Source organism: Bifidobacterium sp. W8104, from assembly GCF_016100735.1.
GTDB classification, from domain to species: Bacteria; Actinomycetota; Actinomycetes; order Actinomycetales; family Bifidobacteriaceae; genus Bombiscardovia; species Bombiscardovia choladohabitans.
Genome location: NZ_JACFRW010000001.1, coordinates 1086631 through 1113404, shown reverse-complemented (window position 1 = coordinate 1113404; position 26774 = coordinate 1086631). Strand labels below are relative to the sequence as shown.

Below are 26774 nucleotides of genomic sequence, written 5' to 3'. Positions count from 1 at the left end.
ATGCGAAACATTAACGGCAGCCAGGGAGGCTGCGAATCAGTGATCGCAGGCCTTACAGATCGCGACGGCCGGATATTGCCCGGCCAAGGGTGATCTCGTCGGCATATTCCAGATCGCTGCCGACGGGCAGGCCGCTGGCCAGCCTGGTGACCCGCAGATCCAGAGGGCCCAGCAGCCGTCCCAGGTAGGTGGTGGTGGCTTCGCCTTCAATGTTGGGATCCAGGGCCAGCATGACCTCCTTGACCTGATCCGTGCCCAACCGCTTCAAAAGCTCGGGAATGCGCAGATCGCCGGGCCCGACGTTGGACATAGGGTCGATGGCCCCGCCCAGCACATGATAAAGACCCCGGTATTCTCCGGTCCGCTCGATGCTCATGACATCCTTGGGCTCCTCGACTACGCAGATGATGCTGCGGTCACGTCTCGGATCCTGGCAGATGGGACAGGGGCTGGTCTCGCAGACATTGCCGCAGATCTCGCAAAACCGGACCTTCTCCTTGGCTGCAACAATGGCATCGGCCAGATCCTGAGCACTGCGCCGATCGGCTCCCAGAATGTAGAAGGCAATGCGCTGCGCACCCTTGGGACCGATGCCCGGCAGTTGGGCAAAGGCGTCGATCAGCTCTTGAATGGCTCCATCATAGGTAGCAGCCATCATTCACCTCCCTGTCGTTGTGCCTGTTCCTGCCGGCGCCTTTGGACGTTGATCGGATTCTGGGGGTCGTCAGCAGCAAAGTCCTCCACCTTGGTCACGTCAAACAATTTGGTCAGTTCATCCTGGTTCATGGCATTGTCCGCCCCGAGCCTGGCATCGTCCATGGAATAGACATCGTCCTCGGGATCCACTGAAGGCCCTGAAGCCTGGGAGGAGACTGCAGCAGACGAGGCCCCATCCTGATCGGAACCACCGGAGGCCGGACTGGCGAAGCCTGCTGGCATCGCCCTGCCCTCAGCTCCAGAAGCCTTTGCCATTGCCTGGGGGTCATCCGAGCCACCGACGGTACTCGAACCATGACCGTCACCCCGTCTGTCCGACGAGGTTGGGGTGCCAGTTGCCGCAGCCACATCTCCGGGAGCCAACCCGGTCTCCAATGTCGAATTCGAGGTTGCAACCGAGGCGCTTCCCTGACCCGACGAATCAACCGACTTCGAAACTTCAAGCCCCTGATCCGAAGCTTCATGGCCTTGACTGTTGGAAGACTCCGCAAAGGCTGCGGTGCTGGTCCCGGAATCGGGCACGGCCCAAGGATCCGTGTCATCGCTCATGTCCGGCAGGGCCACCTTTTTGGGCTCATGGTCTTTCTGGCCAGTGGATCCATCGCCGCCCTGATCAGGCTGCCAGGTCTTTTGCGGCGCATGAGTCGCTGGCATGGGGTGAGCCCAGGGATCATCGTCCGGCAACACCGTTGAAGCGGTCGAGCCGAAACCCGCCGCTGGAAGCGGTTTCGAAGACGACTGGACAGGGCCACCGACCGGGTGGTGAGCGTCGTCGGAGCTCCCGTCGCCTGAAGCTTCTCCAGGAGTGGACTTCCCGTCCGATGCCGATGCTCCGGCCCCGCCATCATGACCGGCCGAGGCCGTCATCCCTCTAGGGGCATGCCCCTGCTCTGTGGCCGCATGAGGCATGACCGCCGCCCCAAGGTTCATGGTGGCTAAACCGGCTCGCGCTAGAGCCACCTCCTTCTTGACCTCTGCCCGGCGCTGGGGAGACATCCTGTTGACGGACTCCACAGTCTCACCGTTGGCAGCCGTCCCCGATGGGGCGATCATGGTGGACTGTCCGAACTCCTGGCGAGCGCGGACCATGACGATACGCGGCACCTTGGTCTCCCCGTCAACCGACTGTGCAGCCACGGCCATGGCGAAGGCATGCTGACTGAGTGGACGGTCGAAGGTCATAGACAGCCGCTTGCGGCCGGATGGGCCTGCTGTCATGGCTACGGTGGGCACCCGGTCTCGCACGACATACTGGCGGACCTCATCAGGCAGGGCAGCAACCAGGGCATCCCAGCGCTTATCCAGCTCTGTACCAGTCGGCACCTCGTTTGCCTGCCCTTGCGCAGTCTCCCGTTGTGCAGGCCGAGGTGTTTCCGCAGACCGGGCGGGTCTGGAGGAACTGGATGGCCTAGCTTGTCCCTCCGCCTGTCCAGTCGGCCAGGAGGGAGCTTCCTTGCGCTCGGGTTGGATAGGATCAGAGCCGGAATGGGGCGACTGCTCTTCGCCCTCTCGCTGTCCATAAGCGGAGGAATCGGAATGAGAGCCGGCCATGGTCTGTGGCCCGGCAAAGGAGGCGGGCGCTGCAACAGATGGCGAACCTGCCATGCTGGATTGTTCGGGGCGATCAGCGCCATCAGCACTGCCAGACTGCGATGCTGTGGACGGCCGACCGCTCCGCTGCGACCTGTCAGCGCCAATGAACCCACCGCGGGCGGGCGCCGTGGCCGACCCGGAGGGGGAAGCTGCCCCTGCGGCCGATGCTTGCTCCATAGGTTCGCAGCCAATTGCCAGCAGCCTGGCGGCCAGCAGCTCCAAGCGCATCCTGGGCGAGGTGGCCCCGTTCATTCCCGCCAGCGCATCGTTGATGATGTCGGCCATTCTGGTCAGGACCTGCAGATCCAAAGCATCCGCCTGCCGACGCAGATCGGCCACCTGGTCGTCGTCGCCATCTTCGCTCAGCACGCTTTCAGCCCGATCCCCCGCCAGTTTGAGAACCAGCAGGTCGCGGACATGGGCCAGCAGATCCTCAACGAAGCGCTGGGGCTCGAACCCGCCGACGACAACCTTTTGAATGACCCCGTAGAGACCAGCACCATCGTGGTCGATCAGCGTATCCACAGCTTCGCCGATCAGTGCGGCAGGAGTGAACCCCAGCAGAGCTACAGCCGCATCATAGGTGATGGTGTGCTCGTCAGCGCCTACCATGAGCTGGTCCAACACAGAAAGGGTGTCACGCACCGATCCGCCTCCAGCCCGCATGGCCAGCTTGAGGACACCGGGTTCGGCCTTGATGCCCTCCTTTTCGCAGATGCCCTCGAGATAAGGCCCCATAACTTCCTGGGGCACGAGACGGAAGGGGTAATGGTGGGTGCGGGAGCGGATAGTGCCGATCACCTTCTCCGGCTCTGTGGTGGCGAAGATGAACATGACGTGTTCCGGCGGTTCTTCGACGATTTTCAGCAGGGCATTGAATCCTTGCTGGGTGACCATATGAGCTTCGTCCAAAATGAAGATCTTGTAGCGGTCACGCACAGGGGCAAAGCCTGCCCGCTCCCTGAGCTCCCTTGCATCGTCGACGCCATTATGGCTGGCGGCGTCAATCTCCACCACGTCGATGGAACCGGGGCCTCCCGTGGCCAGATCCCTGCAGCTGTCACATTCGCCGCAGGGATGGCTGGTCGGTCCCTTGGCGCAGTTGACACAGCGGGCGAAAATCCGGGCACTGCTGGTCTTTCCACATCCCCTGGGACCGGAGAACAGGTAGGCATGGGTCAGCCGGTTCTCATCCAGAGCTCGGGTAAGGGGCACCGTGACCTGCTTCTGACCGATGATGCCGTCAAAGGTGTCAGGCCGATACCGCCGATAGAGTGCTAGTGCCATGGTTCAAGGCTATCCATTTCTTTAGACACGTTCGCTTTCCTTCCGAAGGCTTCCGACCACGCTTCCTGTTCTCATTCACAGGGCTCGGGCCCCGCCCGGGCCGACTGGATCAGACGCGGCAGCATCGAGACTCCGGTGTCTACCCCCACCGAGACTTTCACGTCGCTCCCATCCACATGGCAGTCTGTCAGGACCCCGCGGTTGAGACGGGCGACCCGGGAGGCCAGAGTACAGGGCTGCGCCTGTCCTTCGTCCAGGGCAGAAGCTGCAGCCAGAGCCGAGACATCGGCACCGGTGCGTGCACGCGTCCGGCAGATCATGAGATTGCCCAGCAGGGCCGCCAGAACCAGACCCAGGCCAACCAGAGCCATCAGCATGATGCCCAGAACCGTACCGGAGCCAGGATCCGAACCCCCTAGCCATGAACCGGTACGCTCCGCGCGCTTCCTCCTGACATGTCCGAGCATGACTCATTCCTCCAATATGGCCACGGCATCGCCATGAACCTGTGCAGGCAGCACGCCCATCGGGCCGGAAACCACTGGGCATGACACCCTGACTGCCGTCTGCCCGGCCAATGGGCTCAACTGCACTTGAGCATGCGGACCGGCCATCCGGTGCACCAGCCCTTGGGGATCACCCTTGCCCCGGGTGACGATCAGATCCCTGGCAGCCGCGTTGGCTGCATCCTGACAGACCATGCCGATCCTGATCGTCTGGGTCAGCGTCAGCAGTAAGAGAGCCAGAACCATGACGGCGGGAAGCACGATGGCGAACTCGGCCGTTACCGTACCGGTATCGGATCGCCACCGTCGGCTCCACACGGACCGTCTCTCAGCCGACGACACTAAGCGCCTTCTTGACCAGACCCATCAGCAAAGTGCGCGTGGAAGAGGACTTGACAATGGCCAGCAATACACCAGCCAGCGTGGCAGCTGCCACCATGATCACAGCGTATTCAGCAGTGATGGCCCCCGATTCAGGCCTGGCCAGCACCACACTCATCCGCGCACGCAGGGCACTCGCTGCAGAGTCCATGGCTTGGCTGATGCGAACGTACAAAGCCGTTATGAACCGGTTGAAACGCTGCCTCATTCTTTGCAGCCACCGGGATCCGGCACCTACAGCAGGCCATGTCTCAGCTGGCACCAATTGCCCTCCTGAATGTCTGGCCTGCAGATGGAAGACCGTCGCAACCTCCTGTGAATATGTCATCGTTCTCACCTTTGCCTTTCCGTGTCTTCCCCGCCCCGGCGAATGGCCGTTCCTCAGGGAATCGGCATCCGGTACCTTTCACTGTGCCCGTTCCGGTCCGTCTCGGTCGCCTTATCGGATGCATGTGGACGAACAGAGCTGAGTCGGCAGCCTGTGGACAACTGCCCATATGGGCTCCACCCTCAGGAAATCCCGCCTACGAAGGCCGCAATGCAGGGGATGACTCCGATCAGCACGAAGGCCGGCAGAATACACAGTCCGGTCGGCACCAGCAGCCTGACGGTTATCGCCGCTGTGGCCCGGGCCAGCACGCTGCGGGCATGGTGATCCAGCTGGCGCAGGGTCGTCTTGATACGCGTCAGAGGTGATGATCCCAAACGCCAGGACGGCTCCAGACAGTCAGCCAGGACCTGCATGGACTGCCCATAATCAGGATCCCCGATCGCTCCCGACCAGGACAGATCCCATCCGTTGCCGCGTCCGAGCAGGTGAGCCACGCGAACCATCCGAAGCCCATAAGGGCCTGGCAGCAGTCCACCAACCACACCCAGGGCCCTAGGCAGGGAGGCCCCCTGACGAACAGCGACTCCCAACAAGGCCAATACCAGGCTCAAGGATGGCGTGGAGACCTGCTCATCGGCTAATCGCTCACTCTGGCCGTCGGATTCCATCAGCAGCAAGGCCACTATGGTCGACAGGGCGGCAATCAGTGGTTTCAGATCCATAGATCCTCCCTGCCCAGATCGTTCATCAGCAGATGTATCCAAACCAGACCAAAAACATAGAAGGCCGCCCCAAGGATCAGGCATATGGTTCCCAGGCCTGGGCGGCATAGGAAGGACAACGGTCGCGCGCCCATGAACTCTCCCATGATGATGGTCAGCACCGGCAAGGTTGACAGGAGGCGGATCGTGGCCCTAGGCACAGCAAAGGCTTTTTCTCGCGCCTCATCCAGTGCCGCCCGCCGCCTCTGCATAGCTGCCACAGTCCGCAGCCCATCAGAAGCCCGGCAGCCCAGGATGGCGCTGAGACCATAACAGGCCATCAGAGCCTGGGCCATAATCGTCAGAGTCGGCCCCCGTTCCTGAGGCAGGCACCGGTTCTCCAGCATGGCCATCACACGTTCCCGCGTGACCTCCTGGGTGGCGAACCGCCGCCCGGATGCCTCCTCGAAAGCCTCTACCAGACCGCCTCCATTGTCGACATAGGCAAGCAGGGAAGTGACCAGCACCGCCAGGCCGGGCCTATCCGACTGTGCAGAGGGCCTGACTGACATGGCCTTCAGTCTCGCGGATGCGCTGCCGCTAGGCGCGAGCAAGACCAGACAGGCAATAGCCGTCATCATTGCAGCCAGCCAGGCTGCAGTCTCGTCATGCATAATCCACCTCAACTACGGAACGCTCGCCGGGGCGCTGGTCACAATGCCCCACCGCCTGGCGAACTTTGACCAGGCCGTTCCATACGTAGCGGCCCCTCGGCCTGTCCATGTACAGACGGCCTCCCCAAGAAGCCGGCCATCAGCTGCAGTTGTCAGTCGGCCAATTTGAGCGATATGTCTATGGCCGCCGGAACGTTCCAGATGGATAACAGCATCGAACGCCCCCTGCGCCAGAGCAGCCAGGGCCCTCGGCTGCAACCCCGCCAGCAACCCCAGAGTCGCCAACCTGGCGGGAACGCGTTCCACATTGTCGGCATGCAGCGTTGCCATGCCGCCCCGATGACCGGAATTGAAAGCCCGCAGCAGATCAGCTATCTCCTCGCCACGACACTCGCCCAGGATGACCCGATCGGGCCGCATGCGCAATGTGGCTTTCACCAGATCGACCAGCCCAACACCCCCCGCCCCTTCAACGTTGGATTCTCTGACAGCCAAGGAAACCATATTCCCATGGCCGGCGATACGACCCAGTTCACGCACCTCCTCCACGACGACCAGCCGCTGCTCCCGTGGACACATGCCCAGCAGGGCCCGTAGGAGCGTGGTCTTACCTGCACCCGTGCCACCAGTCACTAGAATGCTGGCCCGATTGACCACCAGCGCCCGAAGGATGAAGAGCCAGCTGGCGGGACACAGCCCGGCAGCAGCCAGCTCCTCCAGGCTTGGCGGGTGTCTGTTGGGCAGTCTGATGGAAATGGCGGCACCCTCGGGAACAAGCGGGGCCAGCACGGCGTGGACTCTGATCCCCTCCCTGCTGGAAGCGTCAGCCATGGGCCGGGCATCGTCCAGGCGACGTCCCAGCTGAGCGCATAACTGCACGGCAAAGTCCCTCACAGCTCGAGGGCCTGCGAATCCAGGCCGAAGCAGGACCTCCTCCATGCCCCCGCCTCGGTCGATCCAGACATTGCCCTGCCCGGTCACTGCGATGTCAGTCACCGCAGGATCGTTCGTCAGCCCATCCAAGTATCCGAAAGTGGGCGGCTGATCGGAATCGTCGTCAGAGAATCGACCTTCATTGCTTTCCCCGCTTCCTATGATCATTTGACAGCCCCGGACCGAGCCGATTCGCGAGAAGAGATCCGTTCTTCTCTTCTTTCCCCGACGACGATCATTCCTGCGATCCGCTCAACCAGGGGATGAAGGGCCCGGGCATAAGCACGCGGCACCCGTTCCAGGCCACGCCCATCCAGAACGGATGCCGACAGCTTCTGGTGCGGCTTAAGAACCACGTCCAGCGATCGGCCCAGAAACTCTTCCGCCTGCTCTGGGTCGACGCCATGACTGACCCGGTGCTGTGCGGGCATCATTCCAATCAGAGCCATGGGCGGCCTACATGAAATCAATGGATTGTCTCGGGCTCGATCACCAGCACCTCTGCTGCCATTCAGGGCATGGAGAAGTGCCTTCGCCCGTGCAAGGCCCAGCACGGTCATGTCCACCATCAACAGCGAAGGCAGCCCTTTAAGCGAGCGCAGATTACCCATACCCTGGCCCCGACCGGCATCAATCAGCAAGAGATCAGCAAATCCAGCCATTGCGCTGACTGCTGCATCCAGGTCCCACCAGCCCTGTGGCGGGGCACTCCATGGATCGTTGCTGAGCAGCGGGACGCCATCCCAGATCGGCAGTTCTTCACGGAGCGCCTGAGGATCCACCCGGCCCAGGGGCGCGTGGATTCGCCCAAGCCGCATGCCAGGCGCCCCCTCGATGCCGACCAGGACATCCATCCCTCCGCCATCCAGGTCCAGATCCACCAGAGCGCATGACAGGGCCATGTCCCGAAGCTGTTTGGCCATCAGAGCCGTCATGGTTGTCAGCCCAATTCCTCCCGAGGCCGAGAGAAAGACCAGACCGGTCACGGCAGACTCATATCCAGCATCTTCACCCACAATCCGCCGATCGGACGGGATGGGTTGCTCGAGCCCAACGGCATCCTCGTCTTGCAGGCGACCTGATCCTGAGGATCCTGAAGAATCAAACCGTCGGACCGCGCCCGCCACTCTCCCTGGTCGGCATTCCGGAGACAACCCGACTGAATTAAAGGAGTGCGGAGTCCGTCCGGGCTCCCTTCCTTCCATGCCGCCGTTTATCCTCGGCGGTCTACATATGCTCATTCCAGTCATGGCTACCAGTACACCCGCCCACTGGCATCAGCACCAGTCCCCGGAACGGATGTGGTCGAATGACCCCATGCCTCCACATCGCTTCGCCCTCTCTGTGTAAAAACGCATCAAGACCACGACACGCCTGAAACTACAGCATTTTTGAGCCCATGCCCATGAAAGGCCACAGATGATCACACAGAAGCAACAGATTCCTCCAAACTTGGCGTATTCAGCCTGCCGCAATGCACGCAATCGCACAAAAGACCAAGCCGGCAGCCTTCCCCGCCCCAGCCGATGGACAGGCTTGCCAGCGGCCTGAAAACTGGCATAATGGCATATACAAGGACGGTTCGAGAACCCGGAAGCCCACAAAGTGTATGGCCACTAGGACCGATACGTTGGACGGGTGTATAAGACTTGACCGTTGCAACGATGATGTTGTGCAGAGATTCCATCTGGACCGACCTTGTGGGAACGGCCTCCTGCGGGGGGCCGTTCCTATTTATCCACAAGCTTTATCAACGATTGCAGAGGACGGCACCTGCGAATAGAGTGCTATGGTATGGTTCAGAAATTTGACGCACCCTCCAAGGCCTTGCTACGCAGCCAGATCGCGGAGCATATTGCCGAGACCGACGGCCAGGCACGACATGTATCCAGGCACTCGGATCACCCGGTCTCGCCCTTGCCTGAGGACCGCTATTTCGACCGGGAGCTGAGCTGGCTCAAGTTCAACAAACGCGTGCTTGAACTGGCCGAAGACGAGAGCGTGCCACTGTTGGAGCGTGCCAACTTCGCCGCCATCTTCGCCAGCAATCTCGATGAGTTCTTCATGGTCCGCGTGGCGGGTCTGAAGCGTCGCGTAGACACCGGCATCGCTGTGACGGCAGCCAGCGGAATGAGCCCTCGCCAGCAACTGAGGGCCATCTCCGAGCAGGCGCACAAGCTTCAGGACGAGCATGCCCACTATGTCATCGACCACATCCTGCCGGATCTGGCCACCGAAAGCATCATCCTGCTGAGCTGGACACAACTGAGCAGCCAAGAGCAGGAACGGCTCACCAACTTCTTCCGCAACCAGGTCTTTCCGGTGCTGACCCCGCTGGCTGTCGACCCGGCCCATCCCTTCCCCTATATCTCAGGCAACTCCCTGAATCTGGCGGTCCTGGTGGAGAACCCGACCTCGGGCAAGACCCACTTCGCCCGCGTCAAGATTCCCGACAACCTCTCCCGTCTGGTTCCTGTGGACGATCTGACCGATGAGGAGGGTCGGGAGGAGCGCTACGGGTTCATCACCATGGAGAACCTGATCATCGCCCACTTGGAATACCTCTTCCCAGGCATGATCATCAAGGAGGCCCGCTCCTTCCGCGTCACCCGCAACGAAGACATTGATGTGGAGGAGGACGACGCCGAAAACCTGCTCAACGCCATGGAGAAGGAACTGCTGCAGCGGCGGTTCGGACCGCCCATCCGCCTGGAGATTTCCGACTCCGCTTCTCCCTTCCTCTCCCAGCTGCTGGCCAGCAAGCTCCGGGTCAACCAGGAAGAGGTCTATCGGCTTCCAGCCCCCTTGGACTGCACGGTCCTGTTCGAGCTGCAGTCCATCGACCGGGCCGACCTCAAGTTCCGCCCCTTCATTCCCACCACCAACCGACAGATAGCCGAGGTGGAATCCAGCCAGGCCCAGGACATCTTCGCGGCCATCCGTGAGCATGACATCCTCCTTCACCACCCCTATGACTCCTTCTCCACCTCGGTCCAGGCCTTCCTGGAGCAGGCGGCGGCCGATCCGCGAGTGCTGGCCATCAAACAGACCCTCTACCGAACCTCAGGCAACTCGCCCATCATCAATGCCCTGGTGGATGCCGCACACGCCGGCAAGCAGGTCCTGGCCCTGGTCGAGATCAAGGCCCGGTTCGATGAGGAGGCCAACATCGCCTGGGCTCGCCAGCTGGAACGGGCCGGCGTCCATGTGGTCTACGGAATCGTGGGCCTGAAAACCCACTGCAAACTCTCCCTGGTGGTTCGTCAGGAGCAGGACGGCCTGCGTCGTTACTGCCACGTGGGCACCGGCAACTACAACCCCAAGACCGCCCGCCAGTATACCGACCTGGGCCTGCTCACCTGTGACCCCGTGGTGGGACAGGACCTGACACGGCTCTTCAACCAGCTGTCAGGTTATGCGCCCAAGTCCTCCTTCCACCGCCTGCTGGTAGCCCCACGCACGGTTCGCTCCGGGCTTCTGCAGCGGATCGCCCGTGAGGAAGAGACCGCTCTGAACGGCAAGCCTGCATGGATACGAATCAAGGTCAACTCCCTGGTGGACGAAAAGATCATCGACGCCCTCTATCGCGCCAGCCAGGCCGGGGTCCGCATCGACATCGTGGAGCGTGGCATCTGCGCTCTGAAGCCAGGTGTGCCCGGGCTGAGCGAGAATATTCGAGTCCACTCCATCCTGGGACGGTTCCTGGAGCACAGCCGCATCTTCGCCTTTGCCAACTCCCAGGGCCCCCAGATCGGTGAGGGCCCCCTGGCCGGACCGGAGGTCTGGATAGGTTCTGCCGACCTGATGCACCGCAACCTGGATCGCCGTGTGGAAGCACTGGTCCGCATCACCGCGCCCGAGCAGGTGCAGGGACTGATCGACTACGTGGATCTGCAGATGGCCGACACCACCAGCTCCTGGCACATGCAGCCCGACGGCACCTATGTGCGCCACAGTCGCGATGATCAGGGCCGACCTTTGGTCGACTCGCAGGAGTACCTGATCGACCGTCACGCCCGAACACCCAGGGCCAGGCGATGATGATGCGCCTCCAGACCGGCGAGTCTGCTGCCGAGGCGGACGATCGGAATGGCATCCGACCATGAGCAGGACGGTCGAGGCAGCCGGAGCCATCCTCTACCGGTGGCGCACTAGCTTCCAGGGATGGATGAAATTCAGCGACGACGGCCGGGCAGCCCCAGGAGCCGACCCACGCTCCGACCTCGATGAGCTGGAGCTCTGCCTGGTCCATCGTCCCAAGTACGACGACTGGAGCTGGCCAAAGGGAAAGCTGGAGAACCGTGAGACCCACATGCGGGCGGCCGTGCGCGAGGTCGGTGAGGAGACAGGCTGTCTTGTCCGCCTGGGGCCATATCTGGGGGATGCCGAATATCCGCTGAACAACGAGGGCCGGCGCCGGGGCGGTAAGGGCGGCAGACTCAAACATATCTGCTACTGGATGGCTACACCGACCGACTCGGAACACGCCGCCGGTCAGAGCGCACTGTTGGGACCCATCCACCGGCCTGATTCCAGGGAAGTCGACCAGATCCGATGGGTCGGAGCCTCTGAAGCGCGCAAACTATTGACCCACCCCAGTGACAGAACCATACTGGATGCCTTCGTGGACCGGGTGGAGCAGGGCGGCATCCGGGCTCGTCAGCTGATCATCGTGCGTCACGGCAAGGCAATTGCCCGGAAGGAGTGGACAGGCAAGGACGCGAATCGTCCTCTGACCCCCAGGGGCGCCGGCACCTCCTACGCCCTGGCTCGGGAGCTGGCCTGCTTTGCGCCCGACCGCCTCCTGTCCTCCCCCTGGATCCGCTGTGTGCAGACATTGCGACCCTACGCCGATGAGGTAGATCTGCCCTTGGAGATGGTGGCCTGCCTGACGGAGTCCTCCTACCACCGCCGCCCCGAACAGGCCCACAGCTGGCTGGACAGGCAGATGGCCGACCTGCTGACAGGCAACAGAACGACCATGATCTGCATGCATCGCCCGGTCCTGGGAGGTATCTTTGAAAAGCTGCGCGGGCTGTGCTCCAGCGGATCGCTGTCCAAACGGCTGCCCGATGACTCCCCCTTCATGCCCACCGGCAACGCCGTCGTCCTCAGTCTGACCGGCGACCCCAATCATCCGACCATCATCGACATACAGAAGGTGACTCCCATTGTCTACTGACAGCAACTCCAGAATCGGCTCATCCTCAATCCGATCCTCCCGCACGGGATTTGTGGCATCCGGCACCGGAGCATCCCGGCCCTCACGCCCAGGCCAGCTGGACCCGGCCATCGCCGACCAGCTCTCCGGAGGCATGGACCCGCAGCAAATCAGCGAAATGAGCCACGTTTCGGCCGCCTCCCTGCTGGACCGGGTCCACCACAGCGCCGACCCCGTCATCGTAAAACGGGTTCTGACCCTGGTGGACCGCGAGGGCGTGGATGTCGTGGCCGAGCTCTGGAGCGATAGCGACCCCGACTCTTTGCCGGGCATTCTTTGGCGGCTCTACATGCTTCGCAGCTGGATGCGTAAGGACGCTGATGGAATCAGTCGTCTGTGGCGGCTGGGCGAGCCCACCGACACCGCTGCATCAGCTATAGCCGGCGTCGATCAGGCTCCGGAGGCCGACGACATCATCCGAACCGCCGACTCCATCCTCTCCGGAGCCTTCACCGGCGACTTCGCCATAGCCCTGGAACGGGCCGGAGCCTTTTGCGACGTGATCGCCCGCGGCATCAAGACCACCATCCGGGATGCCCAGAGCCGGCAGCTGGACGGTCAGGAGGCCAAGAAGGTGGACGCGGCCCAGCGCACCGTCAACTCCCTCAACCAGACGGCCCGTGACTTCATGCGGGGCGCATCACTCTGGCGGCGGGGACGGCTGGAGTAGAACCCGCCACCCTTTCAAGCCGGAAGCGTAAGCGCGCCGTGAGCGCAGATCAGGCCTGGCATGCCCTACAATGGGGACTGCGCCGGACCATGGCTAAGCCCCGGGCTCCGTTTGTTGCCGCTGCGAGCGGCGTTTGCGCCGACAGGCGCTTGCATGGTTCGGCGTTTTCATTTCCATTCCCAAATCGAAGGCAGCATGGCTTGCCGGTCGCTACCAGAAGCCGACCCGCTGAGCTACGCTGAGAGGTATGGAACTTCACGTACTGGAACACCCGCTGATCGAGCACAAGCTGACCGTACTGCGGGACAAAAACACCCCTTCCAACACCTTCCGCGAGCTGATCAGCGAACTGGTCATGCTTGAGGCCTATGAGGCCACCCGAAATCTGGACATCGAAGACCACCCAATCGAGACCCCGGTCGCTCCCATGGTGGGCAAGAAGCTCTGCTCCCCGCGCCCCATGGTGGTTCCCATTCTGCGCGCCGGACTGGGCATGCTTGACGGCATGACCCGTCTGCTGCCCACCGCCGAGGTCGGATTCCTTGGCCTCAAGCGTGATGAGAACACCCTGGACATCATCACCTACGCCAACCGCCTGCCGGAGGACCTCTCCGGCCGTCAGTGCTTCCTGCTGGATCCCATGCTGGCCACCGGCGGCACCCTGATCGCCGCCACCAAATACCTGGCCGAGCGCGGCGCCAAGGACGTGACCTCCATCAACATTCTGGCCGCTCCCGAGGGCCTGAACCGCCTTAAGGAGGAGATGGACCCCTCCATCAACCTCAAGGTGGTGGTCTGCGCAGTCGATCAGAAACTGAACGAGCATGCCTACATTGTGCCCGGCCTGGGCGATGCCGGCGACCGCCTTTACGGCGTCATCGACTGATCCAACGAACTGACGGGGCACGAACCCCATACCTGACAAGGACCCGAATCTGCACGATTCGGGTCCTTTTTTCAACGGTGTTCGATGGCCGTCCCGGCGGATGCTGTGCAAAATGGACTAGGCTTCCCTCCCCTACCCCGTCAGCGAGGATAGGTTCGCTATGAAGTCGTCGCTATAGAAACTGCCGGCTCTGCAATGCCATGGAGCTTAGCGAACCAGTCATCATGTCTGTAATCCTCCCAACCTCTATTCTCCCAACCGTCTATCCCTCGACTTCCACCCTCTCGCCCTCTGTCCTCTTGCCCACCTCTCGCACGAGAGTACCTAATCGCTGATCGCCACCCTGGTTCTCCCCCTGGTCTGACCCTGAAAACACCCTGAGTGGGCTATCTCCCGGTGTTGCAATAAGAACAGCAGCATTCAAGGGCGAGAAAGGAGCACACCATGGAGGGCAAGTCCCTTTCCCTAGGTGGATCACTGGCAGGAACCGGGGCCTCAGGACCGATGGGTGGGGGTGGCTCGCAAACCGCAGGTCGAACCAAGGCCCGCACTCCTGGCCTAGCCTCCCTGGTGCGTTCCTTCCTGCATGAGCATCGGTCCTCCTACACGGTCATGGTCCTGGCGGTCATGGCCGCTTCGGTCCTTACCAGCGCCTGGGTCCAGGTAGCCATTGCCGCTCGGAAGGGCGACGGAATGCCGGATACACGCACAATGAATTCCTACGACCGCGCTATGACCCTGTCCTTCCAAGACGGCGCTTCACAGATATCCATAGGGTACGCCTGCATATGCGGGTTCGTCTCCATCTTCCTGGTCATTACTTCTGTGGGATTCCTGATCGAGCGCCGTCGTCGCGAGTATGCCATGATGCGGCTTTCAGGCGCCTCTCCCAGGACCGTGAGATTCATCTCCCTACTGGAATTCATGATTCCGGTAGGTTTGGCCGCCCTCTTGGGCAGTTTGGCGGGATGCCTGCTGGTGCCCGCATTCGCCAAGTCCCTAATCAACTCAGGCTTTGAAGCGCTGGAAATGACCGCGCATCCCCACCCCACGGGAATTTTCTTCACTTTCGTAGGGATACTCCTGGCAGGCCTCTTGGGAACCTGGTTCGCTGCCAGGAGGATTACCGCGATCTCTCCCATCGAGGCCCTGCAGGACTCGGGAAATCGGTCAGGGACCAAGTCAATCGGTCCTCTTCGCCTGATAATCGCCCTGGCCGGCCTGGCTGGAGGACTGGCCATGGTCTATCACCGCTTCAAGGGCATGGACATTGAAATCCAGATCATGGCCTCGACCGGCTGTCTGCTCGTCATCATCGGCGCCCTGGCCCCTGTCCTGGTTCCGGCCTGTGCCAACCTGATCGGCATCCCCTTCCAACTGGCCTTCCGAGGCGCCGGTCTCCTGGCGCGGCAAAGGGCGCGGAAGGAAAACCGGAGCTCCACCGCCGTAGCAGTGCCGATCATACTGATGCTGGTCATCGTAACCGGATTTATAGCCCTGGGACGATCCGGCTGGGCACAAGAAGCCATAAGCCGGTATAAGCCGATCGCTGCCGAAACCATGATCAACGCAGAGACCAATGATCCAAGAGACCTGGATCGCCGACTTCGGTCCATTGTAGACATCGAATCCGCAGTCACCTATAGCGAGGGATCCTGGACAACTGCGGACAAGGAAGATAATGGCGGCAATGACGAACCTTCCGTCATGGCTATGCACGTCAACAAAGCAGGCAAGAGCGTCAATACAATTAGCCCAATCTTCATCAAGGGCTCCGCTGCTGACCTGGGGCCGGGCAAGATCGCCGTTATTGCAAGTGGCCGCACCCAGGAGAAAAACCCTATTGGTCGCAAGCTGACTCTGATCGACAGGTACGACAAAGGCCATACGCTGACCATCACCGCCGTAGTCGATATGACCCCGACAGGGCAGACGGGCGAATACCTGATGACGGATGCAGACCTGTCGCAACTGGCGCCCGACAACAGTGGATCGACCACCCTGGCCAGGACCGCCCCAGGAGTTCGGACAGGCAATCTGATCAGTCAACTCAATGCTTCATGGGACAGGAAGGGCATCAAGGCCTGCACCAAGAAGGAGTACATTCGTTCCAACATCCAAAGGTCACAGAAGGTGCAACGGGCCATGCCCCAGATAGCGAACGGGGCCATCGTCCTAACGGCCATATTCCTGATCCAGGCATGCGCCATCGCAGTCAATGAACGTCGCCAGGAGAACCGAAGGATGCAGGCTGCCGGTGTTTCACGTGGAACATTGGTCTGCTCCTCGATTGTGGAGTCAGTAATCGATGCCCTTTCGGCAATCCTTCTTTCAGCCCTGGCCATGGCGGGGGTGCTGGCCGTCATCTTCCATCAGTTGTCCGGCCAGGTGGACATGAGCGTCGTTCCTCTCCCCTACGGCTACTTCCTGATCATGGCCCTCTGGGCCATAGGCCTGGCCGCTGCGGCCTCAGGCCTGTATAGCTGGTTCAGCTCTCGGGCAGATACGACTCGAAGATGATCCCGTCGAAGTCCGCACTGGCCTCCTCTTGTGCACGCTCGGAGCGGACGGTCCAGGCGATGGGCGTTCCACCCAGGAACCGATACAGGCGCATGGGCAGTGAGTGCCCGCTGTGCCACTCGCAGGCCACGAAGTCCGGCCGCCCCAGCCAGTTGAAGAGGAGGGACCCGGCCATCCAGCGCAGGGCCGAGGAGCGCGAATCCACCCGGCCATGGTAGGGGGCGACCAGTTGCCCCCTGGTGACGCCTGGGTGGTGAACCCGATACCAGGCAAGGGCCAGGACGTTGAAGGACTCAATTACATAGGGGCCCTGGTACCTGGACAGGAGGGCATCGGTCCGACGCATAAGCTCCCGATCCAAGCCCCGATCCATCTTGATTTCGACAACCAAGGGCACCCGGCCATCCACCAGAGCGAGCACCTCGGACAGAAGAGGCACATGCTGCACCTCTGAATCGTTGAGGCCCCCGTCCCCGCCCTCCGTTTCGGGACCGCCATCGTGGTCGGCAGAGCCGGGAATCCCTTCCCCGGACTCAAGAGCCTGGGCAGGGCTTGGGCACAGGGGGATCCTCCGCAGCTGATCGCAGGTCAGGTCCGCCACTGCTCGGTTGACGCCAGCCACCCGCTGCAGGTCTCCATCGTGAATAACCACCACCTGTCCGTCCCGACTGAGATGAACGTCCAGCTCGATCCCGTAGCCGGCCCTGCAGGCCGCCTCGAAGGCAGCCAGCGAATTTTCGGGCGCCACCACCCGACGGGGGTTGGTCGGAGCCGAGGCGTGCCTGCCCAAGGGCCTGCCGGATGCAACCTTCAGGCAGTCATGAATACGGTGCAGGTAGGCAGCCTGCCCAGAATTGGGATTGGTCGTCTCCATCCCCGAGCCAGCATCGTGCAGACCCCTATGGGCATATGGATGCAGCGACAGGCCGACGGGCTTTCTCCGACCAGCAACCACTGAAAGACCAGGAGCCAGAGCCCAGCACCAGGCCCCCAAAACCCCCAATCCCAGACCCAGTGTGACCTTGCCGGCCAATCGTGCTTTGGACCCCATCATCGCCTCCAGCCATCAGCTACTCCACTACCCACGCTAGCATCGCAGGAGGCCGGACGCGCTTTGCCGGCTTGACTTCAAGCTGCTCCAAGGCCCTATCCTTGAACAAGCAGATCAGAGAGGCATGCCCCGCCTTTAACCAACTCCGTCGAGCAATCTGCCAAGAAAGAAGCGCAATACCATGCAGAATGATTCATCCACCTCCGTCCCGTCCGTCAAGCTCAACAACGGCGTCCTCATGCCCATGGAAGGCTTCGGCGTCTACCAGATCGCCGACCTCGACGAGTGCCGCCGCTCGGTTCTGGATGCCTTGGAGACCGGGTACCGGGCCATCGACACGGCCCAGGCCTATGGAAACGAGCAGGCCGTCGGAGATGCCCTGGCCCAGAGCGGCCTCGACCGCGACCAGGTCTTTCTGACCACCAAGGTCTGGATCACCAACTACGGATACGACAAGACCAAGGCCTCGGTCGAGGAGTCCATGAAGAAGCTGGGCACGGACCACCTGGACCTGGTCCTCCTCCACCAGCCCTTCAACGACTACTACGCAGCCTGGCACGCCCTTGAGGACCTCTACGACCAGGGGGTCCTGCGCGCCATCGGCGTCTCGAACTTCTATGCCGACCGCTATGTGGACCTGGTCAAGTTCAACAGAATCGTCCCGGCCGTCAACCAGCTGGAGACCCACGTCTTCCACCAGCGCCCCCAGGAACGCACCTACATGGACAAGTACGGCACCCGGATCGAGTCCTGGGGACCCTTCGCCGAAGGACGCCAGGGTATGTTCACCAATCCGACCCTGACCGAGATCGGGCAGGCGCACGACCGGACCGCAGCCCAGGTGGCCCTGCGCTTCCTGGTCCAGGACGGGGTCATCATCATCCCCAAGACCACCCACCGCGAGCGCATGCGCGAGAACCTCGGCATCTGGGACTTCCAGCTCACTGACCAGGAGATGGACCGACTGCGGGCCATGGACACCGGCAAATCGGCCTTCATGAACCATGAATCCCCTGAAACCGTGGAGGACTTCGCCGGCTGATTCAGCATCAGACAGTGTCTATACCCATATGGGATGAACGGGCTCTCAACCTAGGCTTCGCCGTTGCGTCGCCGACGCTTGAGGGCCCGGTGCTTGATCAGGATGTCCAGGACTATCCAGACCGAAAGAATGAAGGCCACCACGTATCCCAGCATGCTGACCACCGGGATGCCGAAGACCACCGGCTTGATGCGGGCGAAGTAGACGATTGAGGAGCCCACATAGAGGCCGACGACAATCAGGGCCATGGTCAGCCTGTTGACCATGTCGGACAGCTGCTGCAGGGGTTCCTCGGAGCCTACCAGCTGCACATTGGCGCGCAGCTGGCCACGGGTAAGCATCTTGGCCGCGGTCTGGGACTCAGCCAGGGCGCCCAAAAGCCCATGCAGGGCCAGGTCGCCCTGGATGCCCAGCTTCCGGGTCTCCTCCTTGAGGATGGATCCAGTGCCCTGACTGTAGGCGACATGATCGGTGATGATCTGCACGATGTTGGCCTCGGGCAGGAACTCGTCCAGGAGTCCTTCAAGGGTGACCAGGCACCGCGCCACCATGGTGACCGACCCCGGCACCTTGATGCCATGCCGGGCGGCCAGCTTCATAACGGCATTGACATATTCGGCGATGTCCAGATCAGCCAGATCCAGCTTGCCGAACCGCTGGACGACCGCATCCAGATCGGCCAGAAGGTAGGGGTAGTCCTCGGCCCTGGCCTCTCCCGTACCGGCGAAGCGGAGCAGCCCCTGGGCCAGAGCCGGTGAATCCTCGCGGCCCACCGCAAAAATCATGTCCTTCAAAGCCGATTTGGTCACCTTATCCAGGCGGCCGACCATCCCAAGGTCTATCAGCACTATGCAGCCATCGCGGATGATGATGTTGCCGGGGTGCGGATCGGCGTGGAAGAAGCCCCGGTCCATGATCTGAGTGGCATAGTTGTCGACCAGCTTGGTGCCGATCTCCTTCAGGTCATAGCCCTGGGCCACCAGTTGGGCAGGCCGTGAGAGGGATATCCCGTCGATGTATTCCATCACCACCACATGCCTGGTGCACAGTTCGGGATAGGGCTTCGGGCAGTCGATGTAGGCGTATGAGTTGCAGAAATCCTTGAATTCAGCCAGATTGGCTGCCTCCTGCTGGAAGTCGACCTCGGACTGGAAGGTCTCCCAGAGCTCCTCGACAACCCCGCGGATGTCGATCACCTGGGTGCTGCGGATGAACCGGGAGGCCCACTTGACCATACTGCGCAGAATGTCGATGTCCTGGGCCATGGTCTCTTGAATCCCTGGGCGTTGGACCTTGACAGCCACGTCCTCACCGCTGACCAGGCGGGCCCGATGCACCTGCGCCAGGGAAGCCGACCCCAGGGGAACAGGGTCTATGGAGGAGAAGATCTGGTCGAGCGGACGACCATACTCGGCGGCCAGGGTGCTGGTCACCACGGAATACGGGATGGGATCCGCGTCGGCGCGCAGCTTGGAGAGCTCACGGCAAAAGGCCTCCGGCAGGATCTCCGAACGCATGGAGAGAATCTGGCCCACCTTGACGAAAGTGGGCCCGAGCGCCTCGAACAATCGGCGCATGGTGACCGGGGTCAGACCATGGATGATGTCGAACCGGTTGGCAATGCGGATCATCCCGGCCAGTCGACGGGCCCTGCCACGCCTGTGCCGGATCCTTACTGCCGCCCCCTGCCGCTCTCCCGTACCGACCCCGAAGAGGCCGATGGTCTGCACAGGGGCATCATGCCCGTTCATGGCATCCATACTCACCACTCACCTGCGTCCTTTATCCGCATGGCCGACCAGCGGCAGACATTCCGGCGCAGACGACCGACGCTGACAGTAATCGACCGCCTTCAGCCCTGCTGACCCGCAATGGGATCATTGGATGTGATGGGGATGGACCCGGACCGACGATTCGGCATTGGCGCCAGGGGCTCGTGGTCGGGACGGCGGGAATCAGGAGCAACATGAGTCGCAGGCCTGGGCGCGCCAGCAGCCGGTGCAGGTGCGCTGTCAGCAGGAGCGGGAGCAGGTGCAGGAGCGGGAGGGTTCTGTCTGTTCCGCTTGAGCTCAGTGTTGAGAATCTTTCCCTGCTCGACCGTCAGCTCACCCTTCTTGACCAGGTTGTCAATGACCTCCTGGCCCTTCTCCACGCCTGTGGCCAAGGCTCCGATGCCAGCCAGAAGCACCTTGTGCAATCCGTCACCGATATGCAAATCCGACATGATATGCCTCCCAGCATTCATACGCCCTTGAAGTACCGGGCTCTTTTGACCGCCAAGAGACGAGCGGCCGTCTCTCTTTACAGTCTAGCCGGTTATCATTGACCGATCCGATTCGACACCATGGCAAGAGGGACCGCAACGTCTCTCCCCTGGCACTGTCCCCGACCGCTGATCAGAATCTGCGCAGGACCCGCAGGCGGAACTGCAGGCTCCCCTTCATCTGGGCCTGGAGGCTGCGATACGGCTGGCCTGATCTGCCAGGGAGTCCAGGCGCTCCAGCTCGCTCCGGCTCTTCTGGTCCATGGCAGTCTTCATCTGGGCGAAGGTGCCCTGGCCGTACCGCCTTTCGGCTGCCCCCTCGATAAGGAAGTCCGTGATGGCCGGGTTCTTCGGCAGCAGCGACCCGTGCATATAGGTGCCGATGACCTTCTTCCATCGGGCCCCCTCGGTGTGGTCCTTGCCGTTGTTGCCGCGTCCATCCTCGGTCACCATGCCCAGGGGTTGGGCCCCCTCACCCAGGTAGGTCAGGCCCGAATGGTTCTCGTAGCCGACCACCCTGCCGAAGTCCTCTGCCTGCTCCACCAGGTTGCCGATCATCCGCTCGGGCTTGGCAATGGTGTGCACGTCAAGAATGCCGACCCCCTCCAGGCGCTCATGGTCGGAGGTCTCGAAATAATGGCCGAAGAGCTGATAGAGCCCGCAGATCATCAGCATGGGCACATCCTGGTCGGCCAGATCGTGCAGAAGACCGCCCCGCTCCCGCAGGTCGTCGATGATCCGTTCCTGGCCATGGTCCTGGCCGCCGCCGCCCAGAATCATATCGATCCGCTCCGGCCAGGCATCACCGGGATCGTAATAGCGGACCGTGGGACGGAATCCGTACAGCTCGGCCCTGCGGGTCACGCTGAGTATGTTCCCTGAATCCCCGTAGATGTTCATGTCACGGTGGTAGAGGGAGAGGATCTGCAGTGGCGGATGGTCTCCCACGGCCTTGGTCTTATCCTGCGGCTGCGGCATTCCTGCGCTCCTTTTGGTTCGCTCGCTCATGCGCCCACCCCGGCATCGTCCACGCTTGTGATCCTGCCGAGGGCGGACCGGAGCCGGAGCATCGACGTGTAAGTGCAGTAGATTCGCTTGGGTCGGCCTGGGTGCACCTCAAGAAAGGCTGTCAGCGCCCGATCCAGGTCGGTCTCGATCGCCTCAGCGGGCACCTGGTCATAGGCCAGGCGCAGGGCCATGTCGTAGGCCCGGGTGCCGGAGACCATGGCCACACCGGTATCCCTGAGCGAGGTGAAGTCCACATCCCAGAGCCAGCTCATGTCACGCCCGTCCGCATACTCGTCGCGGATGGCGATCATGGTGTCCTGCCCGGCAGGGTCGAAGGAGGACAGGGCCAGACGGAAGCCCATGGGGTTCTTGACCAGGACCAGCTCAACCGGCGCGCCCTGGTAGGTGATGACCTCCCCGCGGCCGAAGGCGGGCGTGACCTTGGACAGGGCGTCCATGAGTGCTGCATTATCTGGCTCCCTGTCCTCCAGAACGACCCTCACCAACGCCAAGGCAGCGGCCGCATTGTAGAGGTTGTAGACGCCCTCCAGACGCAGGTCGGTCTCCAGAAGCCGCCCATCCAGGCGGAAAGCGGCCCGGTGGTCCATGACCCTTTCCAGGGTCACCTCGGCCGGCAACCGGTGACCGGGGCGAATCGGGCGGGAGGTGCTGGCCGCACCGGCACCATCGGCACCCCGATCCGAGGCATGCATGTCGTCATCGGTGGGGAAATAGCTCAGCAGATCGTCTGACAGACCGAAGTAGGCCACACCGGTCCGGGCCGGCGTCTGGGCGGCCAACCTGGCGATGCGTGGATCCTCACGGTTGAGGACCACCGTGCCCGTGGTGGCCTGGGCCACCTGACCCAGCAGCCGGGCAGTAGTATCGATTTCCCCAAACCGGTCCAGCTGGTCACGCATGACATTGAGCAGGAGGGCATAGCGGGGCTTGACCTGCCGCACAAAGTGGACCGCATAGGCCTCGTCCAGCTCCAGGACGGCGATATCGGCATGCAGCCGGCCGGACAGCCCCAGAGTGGAAACCAAGGCCGAGACCACACCACGGGTGAAGTTGGACCCGGTCGGGTTGGTGAAGACCTTGAGCCCCAGGGACTCCAGCATGGAAGCCACCATCCGGGTGGTGGTGGTCTTGCCGTTGGTCCCCGAGACCAGGACCACACCACGGGGCAGCTCCGACAGGGTCCTGGCCAAGAAGCCCGGGTCGATCCGCTCCACCACCTTGCCAGGCAGGGCCGAACCGCCGTGATGGGACAGACGCGAAACGAGGCGCACCGCCTTGCCGACCAGAAGGGCCAGGAGCGAGCGCCAGCGCCGACCGGGACGACCGGGCTGATCGGCAGGCTGCGCCTTGGAAGTCTTGGACCGCATGATCAGACCCCTCCCTGCTGGTAGTCCTGGGGCATGTCCTTGAACTTGGACTTCTCGCCCAGGAAGGCCAGCTTGAAGGTGTCGGTGGGGCCGTTGCGGTGCTTGGCCAGAATGATGTCGGCCTCGCCCGGGCGGTCCTCCTTGTCGTAGAAGTCCGGTCGGTGGACCAGGAAGACCACGTCGGCGTCCTGCTCGATGGATCCCGACTCGCGCAGGTCGGAGAGCATGGGCTTTTTGTCATTGCGCATCTCGGGACCGCGGTTGAGCTGGCTCAGCGCCACCACCGGAACCTCCAGCTCCTTGGCCAGCAGCTTCAGGGCGCGCGAGAAGTCGGAGACCTCCTGCTGGCGGGATTCGACCCGCTTGCCCGAGGTCATCAGCTGCAGGTAGTCGATGACCACCAGTTTCAGGTCGTTGGTCTGCTTGAGCCGACGGCACTTGGCACGGATCTCCATCAGGCTCATGTTGGGCGAATCGTCCAGGAAGAGCGGGGCATCCTGGAGCCTGCTCCAGAAGGTGTTCAGGGTGTTCCAGCGCTCGGGGGTGATGTCGTCCGCCCGGCGCAGGGCCACCAGGGGGATGTCGGTCTCGGCCGAGATGATGCGCTGGGCCAGCTCGGTCTTGCTCATCTCCAGGGAGAAGACCACCGTGGTCATGTTGTTGTGGAGGGCCGCGGCGCGGGCGAAGTCGATGCCCAGGGTGGACTTGCCCATGGCGGGGCGGCCTGCCACCACGATCATCTGCCCGGGCTGCAGACCCTGGGTCACGTCGTCGATGCTCTTGAAACCGGTGGGCACGCCCCGCTCCATGTCGCCGTTCTGCAGCTTGTCCAACTGGTCCAGGGTGTCATGGACGACCGGCCCGATGGCCTCGTAATCCTGGCGGACCCTGCCCACGCTCATCTCGTAGACCTCGGCCTGGGCCAGGTTGACGATGTCCTCGGCCTGGGAGCCCTCGGCCGAGTAGCCCAGCTGGGCGATCTTGGTGCCGGCCGCGATCACATTGCGCAGGATGGCCCGCTGGTGGACGATTTCCGCATAATATGTGGCGTTGGCGGCTGTAGGGACCGAGGCCACCAGGGAGTGCAGATAGTCGGTGCCCCCCACCTTCTCCAGGTCCCCGGACTTGAGCAGCTCGTTGGCCACCAGGACCGCATCCACCGGCTGGGAGGCCGAGAAGAGGGTGACGATGGCCTCGTAGATGGTCTGATGCTTGGGCTGATAGAAGTCGGATATGTCGATCATCTGGCTGACCTCGCCAATGGCATCCTTGCTCATGAGCATGCCGCCAAGCACTGCCATCTCCGCATCGTCGTCATGCGGGGGCACCCGGTCGAAGAGCATGTCACGGCCGGTCTGGGCACGATCGGTGGGACGCTGTTCGGGATGGGTGTAGTCGGTGTAGTCATCGGAAGCCATAGCCACGATTCTACGAAGAGGACCGTCCCTGACAGCCCTAAGATGAGGATTTCACCCAAGGCATTCACCAGGGCGCGCCGACGGAACTGGACGGGCACGGGGCCGGTCCTGCATGTGTACAGAAAAATAAGTTATCCACATTCAAGGCGTGTCCTAGAGGACATGTGCGCAACTTATCCACCTCATGGGTACAACTCTGTGCAAAACTTGGGGACAGTCTTCCACATCACCAATCCAGCTTGCGCTCAGGGCTGTTTGGTGATACTGCACCTACCGGCAGGGCGTCCACGGACTGGCTTTCAGGGGTTGTGTCTTCAGTCCAGAGCATTAGCATGGCGTCCATGCGCAGCCACAGGAACATCCCTGAAACCAAGACCGGATCAATCACGCCGGAAGAGCGGCGGGCGACCTACCGGACCATTGCCGGACTGGCCATACCCACCTTCGGCCAGCTGATCGCCTCCCCGCTCTTCGTCATGATCGACACCGCCATCGTGGGCCACATCAGCGACTCGGCCCTGGCCGGGCTCTCCATCGGATCCACTGTGGTGCTGACCACCGTGGGCCTGTGCATCTTTCTGGCCTACGGGACCACCTCCCAGGTGGCCCGGCTCATGGGTGCCGGCCGCCGCCGGGAAGGCATGCAAGCCGGCGTGGACGGCATGTGGCTGGCCTTCGTCATCGGCCTGGTCGTCTGCGCCCTGCTCCTGGCTTTGAGCCGGCCCATCTGCAGCCTGATGGGAGCCCGCGGGCCGGTCCTGCAGGCGGCGCAGACCTATCTGAATGCCCTGGTCTTCGGCCTTCCGGCCATGCTCCTGGTCTACGCGGCCAACGGCATCTTCCGCGGACTGCAGAAGGTAAAGATCACCCTGGTGGCCGCCGTGTCGGGCGCCATCCTCAACACCGCCCTGGAGGTCCTTCTGGTCTTCGGACTGCACATGGACATTCTGGGCTCGGGCCTGGCCACCCTGATTGCCGAGTGGGCCATGGGGCTCTTCCTGACCATTCCCGCCCTGGTATGGGCCCGTCGGGAAGGCGCCCAGCTGCGGCCCCGGCTCTCAGGCATGGCGGCCAGCATGGGCGACGGTTTCCCGCTTTTCCTGCGGACACTGGCCCTGCGGGTCTGCCTCTTTATGACCGTGGTGGCTGCGGCCCATCTGGGCGAGCAGGTGCTTGCGGCCTACCAAGGAGTCAACTCGGCCTGGAACTTCGGACTGAACATGCTGGATGCCGTGGGCATCGCCGGCCAGTCACTGGTAGCCACCGAGCTGGGCGCCGGACGGCGGTCACGGGCACGGGTCATGACCGACCTGTCAGCCAAGGCCGGCATGGCCATGGGAGTGCTGGTCGGACTGGTCATGATCGCCTTGGGCCTCTTCGCCGCTCCCCTGTTCAGCCCCACGCCGGCCATCAGATCGCTGATCACCGTGGGCATGATCGTCCAGGGAGTCTTCATGCCCGTCGCCGGATGGATGTGGGCCCTGGACGGAATCCTGATCGGGGCCGGGGACTATCGCTACCTGGCGGCCACCTGCTCCCTGACGGCTGTGATCTACCTGATCGGCCTGCTGGGCATGACGGCCCTGGCCATGAACTGGACACCCACCTGGCGGATAGCCATGCTCTGGGCCGTCCTCAATGTCCTCTTCATCGGCGTCAGGGCCATCTGCAACGGCTTGAGAACGCGCACCGATGTCTGGATGGGGACAATAAGCCAGGTCAAGGAAGCCTGAAAAGACATAGAAAACATAGAAAAGCAGGACCCCGACCGCTAGACCATGAAATCGGCCACAGCGGCGGGATCCTGCCGAAACTGATCAGCAGGCGGCTGCCTCAGATGGCGTCTACGCCGGTCTCCCCGGTACGAACCCTGACCACCGAGTCCAGGGTCTGCACCCAGACCTTGCCGTCGCCCACGGTGTTGGTGGCGGCAGCCTGGACGATGGTGTCGACCAGCTCGTCAACCCGGCGATCCTCGGTCAGCACCTCCAGACGCACCTTGGGAACCAGGTCCACCTTGACAGTGCTGCCCCGGTAGACCTCCTTATGGCCGCCCTGCCGACCATAGCCCTGGGCTGACGAGACGGTCATGCCGTGCACGCCGACCTCGGTCAGGGCCTGCTTAATCTGATCCAGCCGCCCGGGCTGAACGATGGCGGTAATGAGTTTCATGCTGCCTTCCTT

22 protein-coding genes and 1 pseudogene are annotated in these 26774 nt (G+C 62.4%); 7 read left to right on the top strand and 16 right to left on the bottom strand.

Features of this window, described 5'->3' with window-relative positions:
* Positions 1 to 52 precede the first annotated feature (52 nt).
* From recR to H3U89_RS04160, 9 genes are all read right to left on the bottom strand, one after another.
* Complete coding sequence (gene recR / locus H3U89_RS04200; protein ID WP_015022549.1) at positions 53 to 655, bottom strand: recombination mediator RecR; 603 nt, start codon at positions 653 to 655, stop codon at positions 53 to 55.
* A complete protein-coding gene (locus H3U89_RS04195; RefSeq protein WP_198178384.1) occupies positions 655 to 3597 on the bottom strand; it encodes a DNA polymerase III subunit gamma and tau in 2943 nt (980 codons plus the stop codon). The genes recR and H3U89_RS04195 overlap by 1 nt, the downstream gene beginning before the upstream one ends.
* Before the next feature lie 71 nt (positions 3598 to 3668).
* Positions 3669 to 4064, bottom strand: a complete 396-nt coding sequence (locus H3U89_RS04190) for an Rv3654c family TadE-like protein (protein WP_198178385.1) — start codon at positions 4062 to 4064, stop codon at positions 3669 to 3671.
* A gap of 3 nt (positions 4065 to 4067) precedes the next feature.
* Positions 4068 to 4445 carry a TadE family type IV pilus minor pilin gene (locus H3U89_RS04185; protein ID WP_198178386.1) on the bottom strand — a complete coding sequence of 126 codons (378 nt, stop codon included), beginning with the start codon at positions 4443 to 4445 and terminating at the stop codon, positions 4068 to 4070.
* Positions 4432 to 4746 carry a DUF4244 domain-containing protein gene (locus H3U89_RS04180; protein ID WP_332460503.1) on the bottom strand — a complete coding sequence of 105 codons (315 nt, stop codon included), beginning with the start codon at positions 4744 to 4746 and terminating at the stop codon, positions 4432 to 4434. Before H3U89_RS04180 ends, H3U89_RS04185 begins: the two co-directional genes overlap by 14 nt.
* 248 nt (positions 4747 to 4994) lie before the next feature.
* On the bottom strand, positions 4995 to 5537 hold the full coding sequence (locus tag H3U89_RS04175; protein WP_198178387.1) for a pilus assembly protein: 543 nt from the start codon (positions 5535 to 5537) through the stop codon (positions 4995 to 4997).
* On the bottom strand, positions 5528 to 6190 hold the full coding sequence (locus H3U89_RS04170; RefSeq protein WP_198178388.1) for a hypothetical protein: 663 nt from the start codon (positions 6188 to 6190) through the stop codon (positions 5528 to 5530). Before H3U89_RS04170 ends, H3U89_RS04175 begins: the two co-directional genes overlap by 10 nt.
* Positions 6191 to 6202: 12 nt before the next feature.
* Positions 6203 to 7291, bottom strand: a complete 1089-nt coding sequence (locus tag H3U89_RS04165; RefSeq protein WP_198178389.1) for a CpaF family protein — start codon at positions 7289 to 7291, stop codon at positions 6203 to 6205.
* Positions 7288 to 8139 carry an ATPase gene (locus H3U89_RS04160; protein WP_198178390.1) on the bottom strand — a complete coding sequence of 284 codons (852 nt, stop codon included), beginning with the start codon at positions 8137 to 8139 and terminating at the stop codon, positions 7288 to 7290. The genes H3U89_RS04165 and H3U89_RS04160 overlap by 4 nt, the downstream gene beginning before the upstream one ends.
* Positions 8140 to 8917: 778 nt before the next feature.
* Here H3U89_RS04160 and H3U89_RS04155 point away from each other — a divergent pair.
* The 5 genes from H3U89_RS04155 (at position 8918) to H3U89_RS04135 (ending at position 16420) form a co-directional block, all read left to right on the top strand.
* A complete protein-coding gene (locus tag H3U89_RS04155) occupies positions 8918 to 11164 on the top strand; it encodes an RNA degradosome polyphosphate kinase (RefSeq protein WP_045935866.1) in 2247 nt (748 codons plus the stop codon).
* A gap of 61 nt (positions 11165 to 11225) precedes the next feature.
* Positions 11226 to 12305 (top strand): NUDIX hydrolase, encoded by a 1080-nt coding sequence (locus H3U89_RS04150; RefSeq protein WP_198178391.1) that lies wholly within the window; start codon positions 11226 to 11228, stop codon positions 12303 to 12305.
* A 13-nt stretch (positions 12306 to 12318) separates the two neighbouring features.
* Positions 12319 to 13014: a thymidine phosphorylase gene (locus H3U89_RS04145; RefSeq protein WP_198179389.1), complete on the top strand. Its 696-nt coding sequence runs from the start codon at positions 12319 to 12321 to the stop codon at positions 13012 to 13014.
* A gap of 247 nt (positions 13015 to 13261) precedes the next feature.
* Entirely contained in the window at positions 13262 to 13900 is a 639-nt protein-coding gene (upp, locus tag H3U89_RS04140; protein ID WP_015022561.1) for a uracil phosphoribosyltransferase, read from the top strand.
* Positions 13901 to 14344: 444 nt separating this feature from the next.
* Positions 14345 to 16420 carry an ABC transporter permease gene (locus H3U89_RS04135; RefSeq protein WP_198178393.1) on the top strand — a complete coding sequence of 692 codons (2076 nt, stop codon included), beginning with the start codon at positions 14345 to 14347 and terminating at the stop codon, positions 16418 to 16420.
* Here H3U89_RS04135 and H3U89_RS04130 read toward each other — a convergent pair.
* Entirely contained in the window at positions 16389 to 17471 is a 1083-nt protein-coding gene (locus H3U89_RS04130; RefSeq protein ID WP_198178394.1) for a glycerophosphodiester phosphodiesterase family protein, read from the bottom strand. The two genes, H3U89_RS04135 and H3U89_RS04130, sit on opposite strands and share 32 nt — an antisense overlap.
* A gap of 181 nt (positions 17472 to 17652) precedes the next feature.
* Between H3U89_RS04130 and H3U89_RS04125 the strand changes: the two genes are divergently transcribed.
* Positions 17653 to 18513: an aldo/keto reductase gene (locus H3U89_RS04125; protein ID WP_198178395.1), complete on the top strand. Its 861-nt coding sequence runs from the start codon at positions 17653 to 17655 to the stop codon at positions 18511 to 18513.
* Positions 18514 to 18563: 50 nt separating this feature from the next.
* On the opposite strand, the gene H3U89_RS04120 is transcribed toward H3U89_RS04125, so the two are convergent.
* The 5 genes and pseudogenes from H3U89_RS04120 to dnaB form a co-directional block, all read right to left on the bottom strand.
* Positions 18564 to 20273: an ABC1 kinase family protein gene (locus tag H3U89_RS04120; RefSeq protein WP_198179391.1), complete on the bottom strand. Its 1710-nt coding sequence runs from the start codon at positions 20271 to 20273 to the stop codon at positions 18564 to 18566.
* Positions 20274 to 20568: 295 nt separating this feature from the next.
* Positions 20569 to 20737, bottom strand: a pseudogene (locus tag H3U89_RS08530) (phasin family protein); the annotation flags it as partial.
* Between the two features lie 216 nt (positions 20738 to 20953).
* On the bottom strand, positions 20954 to 21754 hold the full coding sequence (locus H3U89_RS04110; RefSeq protein WP_198178396.1) for a type 1 glutamine amidotransferase: 801 nt from the start codon (positions 21752 to 21754) through the stop codon (positions 20954 to 20956).
* A gap of 26 nt (positions 21755 to 21780) precedes the next feature.
* Complete coding sequence (locus tag H3U89_RS04105; protein ID WP_415873550.1) at positions 21781 to 23175, bottom strand: Mur ligase family protein; 1395 nt, start codon at positions 23173 to 23175, stop codon at positions 21781 to 21783.
* Entirely contained in the window at positions 23175 to 24515 is a 1341-nt protein-coding gene (gene dnaB / locus H3U89_RS04100; RefSeq protein ID WP_198177608.1) for a replicative DNA helicase, read from the bottom strand. The genes H3U89_RS04105 and dnaB overlap by 1 nt, the downstream gene beginning before the upstream one ends.
* A gap of 416 nt (positions 24516 to 24931) precedes the next feature.
* Between dnaB and H3U89_RS04095 the strand changes: the two genes are divergently transcribed.
* Positions 24932 to 26323: an MATE family efflux transporter gene (locus H3U89_RS04095; protein WP_232345499.1), complete on the top strand. Its 1392-nt coding sequence runs from the start codon at positions 24932 to 24934 to the stop codon at positions 26321 to 26323.
* Between the two features lie 100 nt (positions 26324 to 26423).
* On the opposite strand, the gene H3U89_RS04090 is transcribed toward H3U89_RS04095, so the two are convergent.
* Positions 26424 to 26762, bottom strand: coding sequence for a P-II family nitrogen regulator (locus tag H3U89_RS04090; RefSeq protein ID WP_015022571.1), 339 nt, complete (start codon positions 26760 to 26762; stop codon positions 26424 to 26426).
* Positions 26763 to 26774: the final 12 nt, after the last annotated feature.